Annotated in this window: 12 protein-coding genes; 2 read left to right on the top strand and 10 right to left on the bottom strand. The window is 39.0% G+C overall.

The annotated features are described in order from the left end of the window. Nucleotides 1-105: 105 nt before the first annotated feature. From dnaK to gpr, 8 genes are all read right to left on the bottom strand, one after another. Nucleotides 106-1,938, bottom strand: coding sequence for a molecular chaperone DnaK (gene dnaK / locus NSQ94_RS06090; protein ID WP_063388025.1), 1,833 nt, complete (start codon nucleotides 1,936-1,938; stop codon nucleotides 106-108). Nucleotides 1,939-1,971: 33 nt separating this feature from the next. Continuing rightward, nucleotides 1,972-2,604 carry a nucleotide exchange factor GrpE gene (gene grpE, locus NSQ94_RS06085; protein ID WP_261308784.1) on the bottom strand — a complete coding sequence of 211 codons (633 nt, stop codon included), beginning with the start codon at nucleotides 2,602-2,604 and terminating at the stop codon, nucleotides 1,972-1,974. 52 nt (nucleotides 2,605-2,656) lie between these two features. After that, nucleotides 2,657-3,682, bottom strand: coding sequence for a heat-inducible transcriptional repressor HrcA (gene hrcA / locus NSQ94_RS06080; protein ID WP_063388023.1), 1,026 nt, complete (start codon nucleotides 3,680-3,682; stop codon nucleotides 2,657-2,659). A gap of 81 nt (nucleotides 3,683-3,763) precedes the next feature. Next, entirely contained in the window at nucleotides 3,764-4,909 is a 1,146-nt protein-coding gene (gene hemW, locus NSQ94_RS06075) for a radical SAM family heme chaperone HemW (protein ID WP_066250561.1), read from the bottom strand. Nucleotides 4,910-4,972: 63 nt separating this feature from the next. Continuing rightward, entirely contained in the window at nucleotides 4,973-6,802 is a 1,830-nt protein-coding gene (gene lepA, locus NSQ94_RS06070; protein WP_311066342.1) for a translation elongation factor 4, read from the bottom strand. A gap of 184 nt (nucleotides 6,803-6,986) precedes the next feature. After that, a complete protein-coding gene (locus NSQ94_RS06065; protein WP_339230379.1) occupies nucleotides 6,987-7,334 on the bottom strand; it encodes a DUF3679 domain-containing protein in 348 nt (115 codons plus the stop codon). Nucleotides 7,335-7,357: 23 nt separating this feature from the next. Beyond that, a complete protein-coding gene (locus NSQ94_RS06060; protein ID WP_311066343.1) occupies nucleotides 7,358-8,527 on the bottom strand; it encodes a stage II sporulation protein P in 1,170 nt (389 codons plus the stop codon). A gap of 74 nt (nucleotides 8,528-8,601) precedes the next feature. Then, a complete protein-coding gene (gene gpr, locus NSQ94_RS06055; RefSeq protein ID WP_327848047.1) occupies nucleotides 8,602-9,696 on the bottom strand; it encodes a GPR endopeptidase in 1,095 nt (364 codons plus the stop codon). Between the two features lie 195 nt (nucleotides 9,697-9,891). Here gpr and rpsT point away from each other — a divergent pair, with 195 nt between their 5' ends. Continuing rightward, the gene (gene rpsT, locus NSQ94_RS06050) at nucleotides 9,892-10,158 is read left to right on the top strand and encodes a 30S ribosomal protein S20 (protein WP_063388018.1); all 267 of its coding nucleotides are present in this window, start codon (nucleotides 9,892-9,894) and stop codon (nucleotides 10,156-10,158) included. Between the two features lie 15 nt (nucleotides 10,159-10,173). Here the strand turns inward: rpsT and holA are convergent, their stop codons facing one another. Beyond that, nucleotides 10,174-11,226 carry a DNA polymerase III subunit delta gene (gene holA / locus NSQ94_RS06045; RefSeq protein ID WP_339230377.1) on the bottom strand — a complete coding sequence of 351 codons (1,053 nt, stop codon included), beginning with the start codon at nucleotides 11,224-11,226 and terminating at the stop codon, nucleotides 10,174-10,176. 288 nt (nucleotides 11,227-11,514) lie between these two features. Here holA and NSQ94_RS06040 point away from each other — a divergent pair, with 288 nt between their 5' ends. Beyond that, nucleotides 11,515-11,646 carry a YqzM family protein gene (locus NSQ94_RS06040; RefSeq protein ID WP_065095531.1) on the top strand — a complete coding sequence of 44 codons (132 nt, stop codon included), beginning with the start codon at nucleotides 11,515-11,517 and terminating at the stop codon, nucleotides 11,644-11,646. 100 nt (nucleotides 11,647-11,746) lie between these two features. Here the strand turns inward: NSQ94_RS06040 and NSQ94_RS06035 are convergent, their stop codons facing one another. Next, nucleotides 11,747-14,056 (bottom strand): DNA internalization-related competence protein ComEC/Rec2, encoded by a 2,310-nt coding sequence (locus NSQ94_RS06035; protein WP_339230375.1) that lies wholly within the window; start codon nucleotides 14,054-14,056, stop codon nucleotides 11,747-11,749. Nucleotides 14,057-14,060: the final 4 nt, after the last annotated feature.

Here is a 14,060-nt window from a genome sequence, read left to right as displayed (position 1 = left end):
TAACATTGACAAACGGAAGAAAGCAACTGTTAACCGCCTTTACTGAAAAAAGTCAAAGTCAAGACATGCCTGACTTTGACTTATCCATTTTCAGATTAAAACATTTTATTTGTCATCTACTTCTTTATATTCAGCGTCAATCACATCATCGTCATTTTTATTTTTGTTTTCAGAATTATTTTGTTGATTATTTGTCTGTGCTTGTTTAGCCGCTTCCTCATAAAGTTTTACAGAAAGGTTCTGAACGATTTCTTGAAGTTCTTCTTTTTTCGCTTTTATTTGATCGAAATCATTTTTATCAATCGCTTCTTTTAATGCGTCTTTTATTTCGTTTGCTTTTTTCACTTCTGCTTCATCAACTTTTCCTTGCAGCTCTTTTAATGTTTTCTCTGTCGTAAAGACAAGCTGGTCAGCTTCATTTCTCAATTCTGCCTGTTCTTTTCGTTTTTTGTCAGCTTCAGCGTTTTCTTCCGCTTCCTTAATCATGCGCTCAATTTCTTCTTCGGATAATCCCGTGGATGATTTAATTGTAATTTTTTGTTCTTTTCCAGTTCCTAAATCCTTAGCACTTACGTTCACAATTCCGTTTTTGTCGATATCAAACGTTACCTCGATTTGCGGCACTCCTCGCGGCGCAGGCGGGATATCTGTTAATTGGAAGCGTCCTAATGTTTTATTGTCAGCAGCCATCGGACGTTCCCCTTGCAGAACGTGAATATCGACCGCAGTTTGGTTGTCAGCAGCAGTTGAAAAGATTTGCGACTTGCTCGTTGGGATCGTAGTGTTCCGTTCAATCAGTTTTGTAAACACTCCGCCCATCGTTTCAATTCCAAGCGATAATGGAGTAACGTCTAGGAGCACAACGTCCTTCACATCACCTGTGATGACACCGCCTTGAATTGCAGCACCTAACGCAACGACTTCGTCCGGGTTAACGCCTTTATGAGGCTCTTTGCCAATTTCCTTTTTAATCGCTTCTTGAACAGCAGGAATCCGAGTGGAGCCTCCGACTAAAATTACTTTATCGATATCGTTTTTCGTTAAACCAGCGTCGCTCAATGCTTGGCGAACAGGACCCATAGTTTTTTCTACAAGATGCGCAGACAATTCTTCAAATTTTGCCCGCGTTAATGTCACTTCCAGATGAAGCGGTCCTTGTTCACCTGCAGTAATAAACGGCAAAGAAATTTGTGTTGATGTTACGCCTGATAAGTCTTTTTTCGCCTTTTCCGCAGCATCCTTCAATCTTTGCAGAGCCATTTTGTCTTTGGAAAGATCAATGCCATTTTCTTTTTTAAATTGATCTACTAAATAGTCAATAATGACTTGGTCAAAGTCATCACCGCCGAGATGGTTGTCGCCCGCTGTTGCTCTTACTTCAAAAACACCGTCCCCAAGTTCAAGAATGGACACATCAAATGTACCGCCGCCCAAGTCATAAACTAAAATGGTTTGATCTTCATCCATTTTGTCAAGACCGTAAGCTAAAGCAGCTGCAGTCGGCTCATTGATAATCCGTTCAACTTCAAGACCGGCTATTCTTCCTGCATCTTTTGTTGCTTGGCGCTGAGCATCGTTAAAATAGGCAGGAACAGTAATGACAGCTTTTTCTACTTTTTCCCCTAAATAATCTTCTGCATACGATTTTAAATGCTGCAAAATAATGGCAGAAATTTCCTGTGGTGTATATTTTTTTCCGTCAATCTCCACTTTGTAGTCAGTTCCCATGTGGCGTTTAATAGAAATAATTGTATTTGGATTCGTGATCGCTTGGCGTTTTGCAATTTCACCTACTTGACGCTCGCCGTTTTTAAATGCAACAACCGACGGTGTCGTCCGGTTTCCTTCTGGGTTTGGAATCACTTTCGGTTCGCCGCCCTCCAGAACCGCTACACAAGAGTTCGTTGTTCCTAAGTCAATACCGATGATTTTACCCATATATCACAACCTCCTGCTAATTATCATATGTAATTACTCATTAACCTTTACCATAGATGGTCGAATAACCCGGTCTTTCAGTTTGTAGCCTTTTTGCAGCTCTTCCACAACAACATTGGATTCGAAATTTTCGTCTTTCACTTGCATTACCGCTTGATGAAGGTGCGGATCAAACGGTTTCCCAACCGCTTCGATCACTTCAACTCCTTCATTTTCAAGTGCTTGAAGGATCTGACGGTAAACCATTTCCATGCCCTGCAAAACGGATTTTGTTTTTTCATCCTCTGCCTCAATTTTCAACGCCCGTTCAAAATTATCAATAGCAGGCAAAAGATCTGATATTAAACTTTGCGCACGATATTTTTGCTGTGCTTCCATATCAAGCCTGCTGCGCCGGCGAAAATTTTCAAAATCGGCCTGAGCTCTAAGCATGCGATTTTCCATTTCCTCCAGCTTTGCCTCAAGCTCAGCGATCTTTTCATTCGCTTTCACCAATTCCTCTTCAGCATTTGAAGAAGATTGTTCTTCACCTTTTTCCTCTTGGCTGCCCTCTTGGCGCAATTCTTCTTGATCAGGCATTTCTTCTTTCTCGTTTTCGGCTTTCTCGTTATTGTATTCAACTTCTTCTTGGATTGTTTGTTCTTTTTCAGTCTGATCGTTTGCCATCATTTCACCTCCCTTAAAGTGCAAAGGAAAAGGGATGGAGAATTCCCCCATCCTATCCTTGATATAGCTTTGTTAAAACTTGTGATAAATCTTTCGAGAAAAATTTTAAAAGGCTGATGACCCTTGAATAATCCATTCGTTTCGGGCCAAGCACCGCGACTGTGCCGATTTGCTTCTCGCCAATTGAATAGGTGGCAGTAATTAAGCTGCAGTTTTCCATAGCAGATATTTTATTTTCCGTGCCAATTTTCACCGTAATGCCTGACGGGTTTGTCTTTAGCAAATCATACAGTTCATCTTCTTGTTCTATGAAATCTAAAAATGTTTGAATTTGAGAGACATCGCGGAACTCCGGCTGGCTCAAAATATTCGTTTTTCCTCCGAAATATATTTTTTCGTGACCTACATTCAGCGTGCCAGTAATCAATTTTAATAAAATATCATAATTTCTAATATGCTTCCGTAAAATGTTTGCAATTTCCTTGTATATTTTATCCTTTAATTCGCTTAGAGGCACGCCAGCAAGCTTTTCATTTAAAATATTTACGATTTTTTCCAGTTCACTCATGTCTATTTTTTCTGGAAAAGTAATCATTTTATTCTCAACATGGCCTGTGTTCGTTACAAATATGGCAACCGCCTTATCTTCGTTAATTGGAACGATTTGCAAACGTTTGAGTCGGTTCTCCGAAACTTTCGGACCTAAAACAATCGCTGTATAGCTTGTAAGCTCAGATAAAATTTGAGCTGATTTTTGAACAAGCGTTTCTAATTCATATATTTTCTCGGCGAAAATGGATCTTATCGCCATAATTTCTTTTTTCGTTAATTTTTTTGGTGACAATAAATGGTCGACATAGTATCTATACCCTTTTTCGGACGGCACTCTGCCTGATGACGTATGGGTCTTTTCAATCAATCCTAATTCTTCCAAGTCCGCCATTTCATTTCGGATTGTAGCCGAGCTGAACGTAATCGATTCCTTTTTCGATAAAGAACGGGAGCCAACCGGCTGAGCATATTGAATAAAATCATCAATTATAATTTGCAAAATTAATAATTGACGATCTGTCAGCAAGGAACATCACCTCTGTTAGCACTCATATTACTCGAGTGCTAATTCTATGATAAAGTTATCAAATGAAAGAAGAATTGTCAATTAACTAACTGCGAGAAATGCTTGAAATACTTCATTGCCTAAAAGCATTCCTTTTCTTGTTAAAAAAAGATGTGATGCACTTTCAGATAAAAGGCCTTTTCTTAATTGTTCTTCAATTTGCGAGCCAAATACTTCCCCAACATCTAATCCGTATTTATCTCGGAACCGTTTTTTGGAAACCCCTCTAATCGTCCGCAATCCGAGAAACATTTCTTCCTCCATCATTTCTTCTTTTGTCAGCATATTCTCCGAAACAAAAGCCGTTCCATTATTTTTATAAATCATTTCAATATATTTTTTCAGCGGTCGAGCGTTTTCCCGCCGGATCCCGTCCAAATAGCTGTGTGCTCCAGCTCCGAATCCATAGTAATGGTTATTATGCCAATACGTTAAATTATGTTTGCTTTCAAAGCCTTTGCGTGCGAAATTGCTTAATTCATACTGATGGTATCCGTGCCGTTCCATTTCATTCATAACGGTCTCATACATAAACGCCTCTTCCTCTTGAGAAGGAAGCAAAAGCTTTCCTTTTCGCATTAAATTATAAAACACCGTTTTCGGTTCTACGATTAGCGAATAAGCAGACATATGCTGGACCTCTAATGAAAATGCAACGGAAAGAGTTTCTTTCCATTCTTCTATCATTTGGCCGGGAAGACCGTACATAAGATCTATGCTAATATTTTCAAAGCCTAGCGATCTTGCCCGTTCAACTGCTTGAAATACTGTTTCTTTATTATGAGTCCTTCCAATTTTTTTCAGCAATGAATCTTGAAAGGCTTGCACTCCGATGGATAGGCGATTGACTCCGGCATTTTTCAATACAGACAGCTTTTCCATCGTTAATTGATCTGGATTGCATTCAACTGTAAATTCAACTACGGATTGCATCGGCAAAGTTTGATGTATGCTCTCCATTAAATGATCGAGCTGTTTGGCTGACAGGGAAGTAGGCGTACCGCCGCCGATAAATATCGTTTTTAATTCTTCATTTAATACTTGATCCTCCATTGCCTTTTTCATTTCCAAACGCAGTGCTTGCAAATAGTCATCAACAGGCTGGTTTTGTAAAAAAAATTTATTGAAATCACAGTAGTGGCATATTTGTTCGCAAAACGGGATATGAATATACGCGGCTTCAGCCATTTTTCATTCTCCTGCCTTTCCAAAGCGCTAATGCCGCAGCAATGGCTGCGGCACTCGTCAACATCATTTTTGGTTTTCATCCATTTTCAGCACAGCCATGAAGGCTTCTTGCGGCACTTCGACAGAGCCGACTTGTTTCATTCGTTTTTTTCCTTCTTTTTGTTTTTCAAGAAGCTTCCGTTTACGCGACACATCTCCACCGTAACATTTTGACAACACATTTTTACGTAAAGCTTTAATCGTTGAACGTGCGATGACCTTGTTTCCAATTGCAGCCTGAACAGGAACTTCAAATTGCTGCCTTGGAATAAGCTCTTTTAATTTTTCAACGATAGCTTTGCCGCGTTCATAGGCGCTGTCACGATGAACAATGAAGGATAAAGCATCGATTTTCTCCCCGTTTAAAAGAATATCCATTTTCACAAGTTTTGAAGGTTTGTAGCCAATGAGTTCGTAGTCAAACGAAGCATACCCTTTTGTGCTTGATTTCAACTGATCAAAAAAATCATAAACGATTTCCGAAAGGGGGATTTCATAAACAATATTGACTCTCGTTTCATCCAAATATTGCATATCTATGAATTGGCCGCGTTTTCCTTGGCAAAGCTCCATCACCGCACCAACATAGTCGTTTGGAGCCATAATCCCGGCTTTCACATAAGGCTCTTCTATTCGGTCAATTTTTTGCGGATCCGGCATGTTCGAAGGGTTATCAACTTGAACCATGCTGCCGTCTGTTAAATAAACATGATAAATAACGCTAGGCGCCGTCGTAATTAAATCAATATGAAATTCCCTTTCAATTCTCTCTTGGATGATTTCCATATGCAGCAGACCTAAAAAGCCGCAGCGAAATCCAAAGCCCAGCGCTTGCGATGTTTCAGGTTCAAATTGCAATGCGGAGTCATTCAGCTGCAATTTTTCAAGAGCATCACGTAAATCGTTGTATTTTGCCGTATCTATTGGATACATCCCGCAAAAGACCATCGGATTTAATTTTCGGTACCCCGGCAGAGGCTCGGCAGCCGGATTGACAGCGCTAGTGATCGTATCACCAACTCGTGTGTCACTGACATTTTTAATGGAAGCCGTTAAATAACCGACGTCGCCAACCGTGAGCTCCTGTACAGGATGCGCTTTTGGCTTGAAAACACCGACTTCCGTTACTTCAAATTCTTTCCCCGTCGCCATCATTTTTATACGGTCTCCGACTTTTACCGTACCATCAAAAATGCGTATATAAGCAACAACTCCACGGTATGCATCATACAGAGAATCAAATATAAGCGCTTTGAGCGGTGCGTCTGGGTCACCTTGCGGAGCTGGGACTTTTTGAACAATTTGTTCTAAAATTTCTTCGATGCCGATTCCTGCTTTTGCTGATGCCAACACAGCCTCAGAAGAATCAAGCCCAATCACGTCTTCAATTTCTTGTCGCACTCGTTCAGGCTCAGCGCTCGGCAAGTCAATCTTATTAATAACAGGCAAAATTTCTAAGTCGTTGTCAATCGCTAAATAGACGTTCGCCAGCGTTTGCGCTTCGATCCCTTGCGCCGCATCCACAACTAAAATGGCGCCTTCACAGGCAGCCAAGCTTCTCGAAACCTCATACGTAAAATCAACATGTCCAGGGGTATCAATTAAATGAAAAATATATTCATTCCCGTCTTTCGCTTTATATGATAACTGAACCGCATTCAGTTTAATTGTTATACCTCTTTCGCGTTCAAGATCCATCGAATCGAGCAGCTGCTCTTTCATTTCCCTTTGGGTAACAGCAGCTGTTTTTTCCAGAATCCGGTCAGCTAGTGTTGATTTCCCGTGATCTATATGAGCAATGATGGAAAAATTGCGAATTCTCTTCTGGCGTTCTAATTTTTCTTCCCTTTTCATATTTTTGTCACCACTCCTACTAGCCAACTACACTAGCTTTGATTATATCAGTAGAAAATTGGAGATTCAATGAAAATTTATTCTGTGATTGAATACGCAAAACAGGGATCAGAATGACTGTCTGAACCCTGTTTTGAAATAGACTAGACCTGCGGATTGCTTCAAGTCTTTCTTTTAAATTTGTTTAGGTGTATGCTTCAATCAGCTCCAATATTCCTTCAATGATCGCTGACGTTCCTTTTTGCACTAGATTCGCAAGCGATTTTCCAATTTGAGAGAAGAAATTGAATGCCTCTATTTTTTCAAGCTGCTCCTGCTTTTTTTGTAAATCGTGGCTTGTCACTTGATTTCCCAAAATCGTGGCTTCCAGTTTTCCGTCGTCCTTTTGCTTTAGTTGAACGGCTTTGACTGTCTCTTCCGTCTCATAGCCTCTCATTTGTTGAATGCCATGGCTCGCTTGCTGTATGCCAATTATTACTCCTAAAAACATAATGAAGGTTAGAAGCAGACTTTTGGCCATAAACTTCGCCATCAAACATTCCTCCTTTCAAGCCGTCACTCGTTTTGAACGCTCCCGCTCACCTTTTCTGCCTGCCAATAATATTCGCTAAATATGTTTGCAACCGCTTCGACAGTTCTGCTGAGTTCTTCCATGTTATTATCAACTCCCCCGAATTCAATCAGCAGCGAATTCTCTGATAAGTCTTGATTGTAAACGCCGTTAACTCCTTCGCCTTTTTTGGAAAACACACCACGGCTTAAGCCCGGATATTTCTTTTCAAACAATTTGTGCAAATTTTGTGCAATTTTTTTATTTTTATCAGCATTTGGATTATTCCCGCCAATCACAAATGCAATTTTGGCATAACTCTTTCCATTAATCGTAATGGTTGTTTTATCCCTTTTTTGTGAATCACGGTGGATGTCGAAAATGTATTGAAGATCTCGATTCGTTGCCAATGCTTCTTGAACAACAGGTCTTGATGCATCATATGATTTGTAATATTTCCATTTTTTCTCATTTAATACAGTTTGAAAATTCGTTTTGTCCACAACCGCTCCTATTCCTCTTTCTTCAAGCTCCTGTCCAAACTTTTCTCCGACTAATGTGACATTCGCCTTTGAATGAAAAGGAGATTTTGCCCCATTTAATAAAGGATAATAAGATTCGGTCGTGTGAGTATGATAAATAAATACGACTTTTTTTCCATTTGTTGTTAAGTTAGGAGACTGTTTTGGCTTTTCCTCGCCTTCCACATCTTCAAGCTTGTCAATCGAAGCTTCCCTTTCCTCTAAAAGCACTTCTGTCGGGGGAGCGGATTCAATCGGCATGTTCGTATAATTCGTCCCTTCTCCAGCCACAATGATGTCGCCATCGAACAAAGTAAACCCTGGAAGCTCCCGTCCGAGCAAGCTGCGCGGATCATCAGGATTTATGCTTGTCGTTAATTGAAAAAGGACGGAAGAAACTGAAAAATCCGGTTTACTTTCTTCTAATCCTTGAGAAAAATAATGGTTTTCAAAGTTTAATAAATGAAGAAACATTCTGCCGTTTATATTTCCCGTGATTTCATGAATAGAACTAGAGGCGGGACGATATTCAATCTTAATCGACGTCAAAAGCCCTGTAATGAAAAACATAAAAATGATTAAAAAAAATCCCGCTAAGATGATTTTTTTTAAGCTTGTCCTATCAACTGTTACGACCATTCTGCGATGCTTCATGAAAATCCTCCTCCAAGGCTTGTCTACAAAATATGTATGACAGCACTTGGAGGAATAGAACTTTTACTTTGTTTTTAATGTGTGTAAGCCCCGGTATTTTCTTCATTCACCGCGGAATGGAGCGCCATGTTTAAACCGCTCGCAAGCACATTCGCCATATCTTCAATAAACATATCTACTTCTTTCGGTGTTACCATTAAATTATGTCCAAGTGGACTCAGCACTTCATGAATCAGCATTCTCTTTTCATTTTCTTCCAGTGTACCGATTATCCCTAAAAACTGCTTTCTCTCTTTTTCCTCAGGGTAATCTTCATCCGTCAGCTTCTTTTTTTCAGCAAAGCTAAACCAAGACGGAGCCAACGCATTTTTTGGGCGATTTCCTTCCCGCATTTCTCTGCCGAGATGCTTTAATATAAAATCAATCGTATCACTAGTTATCGTTACAGCATCAACTACTGTCGGAATTCCGATTGATATAACCGGAACGCCTATCGTGTCCACACTCAATTCTTTTCTTTTGTTTCCTACGCCGGATCCAGGATGGATGCCGGAATCGGCAATTTGTATTGTGCTGTTTACACGCTCTATTGATCTTGCAGCTAATGCATCAACGGCAATAATGAAGTCAGGTTTTGATTGTTTTACAACTCCCGTTATAATATCAGATGTTTCAATTCCCGTTAGCCCCATCACTCCTGGTGCAAGGGCGCTGACAGGTCGATAGCCTTCTTTGACGTTTTCTGGTTCAAGCTGAAACAAATGTCTTGTGACCAATAAATTTTCACATGTTAAAGGGCCTAAAGCATCTGGAGTGACATTCCAATTGCCAAGACCGACCACTAAGCAGCTTGCATCTTTAGAAATTTGCAGCTGTTCCAAAAAAGAACTGAAATGCTTTGCAAACATTTTGATTACTTTTTCCTGCAGTTCGGTATCTTTATTGCGGATTCCCTGCACTTCCAGCGTTAAATATTTACCTTTCTTTTTGCCGATTGTCTCAGCACCTTTATCCGTAATGTCCATATGGACAATTTTCATACCGTCTTCCTCTTCTTCTTGAACGATGACCCCTTCCATTTCTTTCTTTTTTTCAAGAGCCAAATCTCTCGCTTCAAGCGCCAAATCCGTTCTGATTGAATATTTGCTTAAATCAAGCGCATTGTTCATCATTGTCACCCCAAGTTCATTTTTATCTATTTTTTCCAAAGTCATTTTATTTCATCCCATTTCTTAGCTTCAAAGGGGGATTTCATTTACATTAGTATTGCAAAAGAAAAAACCGTTTGATAGAATAACTTTTGTTCTATATCCAAAAAAGAATGCGGCAGCTTTGATTTTATATAGTCAGTAGGAGGTGAAACAATGGCTAACATTAAATCCGCTATTAAACGAATGAAAACAAATGAAACACGCCGTGCCCGCAATACATCAATGAAATCGGCTATGCGTACAGCAATTAAAAAGTTTGAAGCGTACGTTGTAAATAAAGATGTTGAACAAGCAAAAGAAGCGTTTAAAGTAGCTGCGAAAAAAATTGATAAAGCTGCTTCCAAAGGAATCATTCATAAAAATGCAGCCGCTCGTTTCAAATCACGCTTAGCTAAAAAATTAAACAGCTTATCAGCATAAAAATAAAAGCAATCATCAAGCTTTTATCCCGCTTGTTGATTGCTTTTTTTCTTGCTGAAACAGCTTCAGCAGCAAAAACTCTAACGCTAATTGTCTATCTTTTTTTCCTGTTTTTATTTCAAAATCTGTCTCCGCAAGAGCTTTTATGATGCTCTGCAATTCACTGGCAGAAAACTGCTTCTCCTGTTTTAAAGCCAGCTTAATGCGAAACGGATGAACCTTTAAGGATGACGCCATCCGATCCTGTCCGTAACCGGATTTCGAAAGCTGCTTCACTTGATATAATAGACGGAATTGTTGTGTAAGGAGGCTTAAAATTTTAATCGGTTCTTCGTTTATTTTTAACAAATCATAAAAAATTTTAAAGGCTTCTTCTGTTTTCTTTTTGACGACGGCATCAATTAAATCAAAAACATTTTGTTCAAGCGAGCGTGCAACGAGCTGCTTGACCATTTCTGCAGTCAACTTATCTCCGCTTCCAACATATGCACATAATTTTTCCATCTCTTTATCTATGATCATTAAGTTACCAGATGTTTTTTCCATAAGCTCATCGATCGCTTCTTTTTCCATCGCCACATTTTCTGCTTCCGCTTTTTCCTTTATCCATTTGACTGTTTCCTCTTCTGAAAAGGAATTCATTTCAACTACTGTTGCCGCTTTCTTTATTTGTTTTGTCAGCTTTTTTCTTTCATCAATTTTTTCATGTGGAAGCAAAAAGACAAAAACAGTAAACGGGGCAGGATTTTCTACATATTGTTCAAGTTTTTTAAGATTATGCTCCACTTTTTCTTTTTTCTTTTCGCTCGTCAAAAAATAAGGATTTTTCACAACAACCATCCTGCGTTCACCTAAAAACGGCATCGTTTCCCCATCTTCAACAGCCGTTTCTATATTTGTTTCTTCCATATCATAGACGGAATAATTAAATTCCCGTTCGTCTTCACTAATTGCCTCGGTTAACAATTTGCGAATTGTTTCATTTAATAAAAATGATTCTTTTCCATAAAATAAATAAAGAGACTGAAATTGTTTCTTTTTAAATGAATTCCATAAATCGACAATCATCTTAAGATTCCCCTAAAAAATGAAGTGTGCTTCATTCATCATATATGGAAAAAAATTTTTTCGCAACACTTCAACATAATGGAGAATTGGCAGCGAAGCCAATCCTCCGATTTATATGAACGTTTTTTGTAAGCCCCGGGACACTTACAAAAAAACGATTACCCATTCATATATTCTCCCTTTCGAAAAAGAATATAGTTGTTAATCGTTAACATGAATCATTTTTAAGAATGTAGATTTTTTTGCTGAAATCGCTTATACTACTTATGACGATGAGGAGGGGTATAGATGAACGAATTTGAACAAAATGTAAGCAAACGTAATGATGCTGTTGATTCTGCCGTCGGTTTTATTGTTTCTTTTGGCTTTTTTGCCACATTGTTTATCATTGCAACAGCGATTAAATTGATCGGCTCGTAAAGAGAGAGGCTGCAAACGGCAGTCTCTTTCTTTTTGCTCCTTGTACAATCCGGACCCAGCCGTCCAATCATCTCTCCATTTTCAAGCTGTCAAAACTGCCCTATTTTGTTAATGTATCGTATGGCGGGTAGAATAAAAAGGTTCCTTGAGACTTTCGATATTTGTATTGGACAGCACCCATTTGATCTGTACGAAAAATGGATACGTTTTGTTTTTTTAATCGATTCAATACTTCTTGATGAGGATGTCCGAAACGATTGTTTCTTCCTGCTGAAATGACCCCGATCTTCGGATCAATTGTTTGTAAAAATATATCGCTAGTCGAAGTTCTGCTTCCATGATGCCCGATTTTGACCACATCCGCAGTCATTTTTGGATATTGTTTAATCATGTGCCGCTCTCCGCTTTCTTCAAGATCACCGGTAAACAGCCAGCGCAACCCGCCTATTTTTGCCATTAGGACGAGAGAATCATTATTTTTAGAATCCGATTTTGTGAAAGGAGAGAGAACGTGGAAAGCTGTTCTGCCTGTGATCCGATCTCCTGCTTCTAATTCAAATATTTCAATTCCTCGATTTTTCGCTTCTTTTACTATTTGCTTTTCAAGCTCTTCTCTGGAAAAATATTTTGGAATAACCAATTTGTTTACTCGAAATTGTTTGATTAAGGTTAATGACTCGCCGATATGGTCATAGTCTCCATGAGTTAAAAACAAAATTTCAATTTCCTCTACCCCTTTCGACTGAAAATAAGGGATCAGGACGTCCAATGCGATGGAAAACGGTTTTTTTCGCATCTGCCAGCTTTCTTTTTCAAATACAGCCATTCCTCCTGTATCAATTAAATAACTGTTACCTAAGCCGGGCTCTCTAATAAAAATGCTGTCTCCTTGTCCGACATCAAGAACTGTTACTTCTCCCGGCATGGTCATTTTTCCTGCTATCAAAAGCAATGCAGTGAGCAAGCTGCTGCACAATATCGGTTTTCCCCATTTTTTCATCGGCTTATGCTCCATTTGAAAGAAAACAGCAATAAAAATGACGCATTGCAGCAAAAATAAATAAACAGTCGGTTTTCCAGTTGTTATCATGAAAAAAGGCAAATTACTGAAAAATAATGCTGTTTTGGACGACAAAGTAAAAGAAGTGTGAAGAAGGGAAACAAATATTGAACCGATGGAAGAAGAAATTACGGTTAAAATGAGGGTGATCATGGTAAGCGGCAGCAAAAAGAACGTGTATAGCGGCACAAACATAATATTCATGATAAAGCTCAATAGAGAAAATTGATAAAAATAGTAGCATATAATCGGCAGTGAAGCAGTTTGGGCAACAAATGAAACTGCTGCCAACAATTGCAATGAATTCCTGCATTTTTGAAAGATTTGTCTTGATAAAATTAGTGAAAATGTGACTGCGTAAGAAAGCTGAAATCCAAGATGAAAAACTTCATACGGGTCAAGAAATGTCATGAGAAGAAAGCTGAATGAGATTGAATCAGAAAGGGGCATATTTTGTTTAAAAAGTGTTCCTCCCATGATCAGTGCTGCCATAAGAGAGGCGCGGACGACAGGCGGAGCTCCTCCTGTTAACAATGCATAAAAGGGGAGGAAGCAAATCAAAATCATAATGGTTTGTTCTTTTGAAATGCCCAGCCGCAAAAGGAAGAAGTAAAGTGAGGCGATTAATATGCTTACGTGAAGACCTGAAATCGAAAGAATATGAACAATCCCTAGCTTTCGATAAGCGGCAAGATCTTCTTCTGGAATATTGTTCTGATAGCCTACCGTCAAAGCAAGGACGAAGCCGGCTGTTTTTTCTGGAAATTTATGATGAATCCATTCAATCATTTTTTGCCGGTAATTTTCCAAATGATCTTTCCATGACGGCTTATATGTACAATGCCCGATTTTGTCGAGCTTATACAGCCAGTGAATTTGCTGAAAATACAAATAGCGCTTATAATTAAACGCATTTTCATTTGTGTTATTTTTCGGTTTTTCAAGCTTTCCTGAAAAATTGCATATATCACCTGGCCGTATATTATTTGTACTTTTCATCTCTTGTTTTGTTTTCAATGTATAACGGGCCGTCAGCTTTTCTCCCTGATTCGTCTCGACCGCAAATGTCATCAGATCCCCGTCGATTTCAGGAGAGGAGATTACCTTTCCTTTTGCTGATAACATGCCTTCGTGATAATTTGTTTTATTTTGTTGATCATACCAATGAAAATATGGAAGCATGAACAAAAACGAGCAAGCAACGATGAAAGCTAATTTCCTTTTATGTTGAAGCCATAAGAAAAATAGAAGTGCAGCAAAAATGAAAAAAGGAAGAAAGGAAGGAAAAGAGGTAGCGGAAACAATCGCCAACAATGCGGAAATCGCGACATATGCCCACTGGCCTCTCAAAAAA

It is taken from the genome of Aeribacillus sp. FSL K6-2833 (assembly GCF_037965815.1).
In the GTDB taxonomy this organism is placed as follows: domain Bacteria; phylum Bacillota; class Bacilli; order Bacillales; family Aeribacillaceae; genus Aeribacillus; species Aeribacillus composti.
The sequence above is the reverse complement of the archived record's forward strand: the minus strand, read 5'-3'. Positions and strand labels throughout refer to the sequence as shown.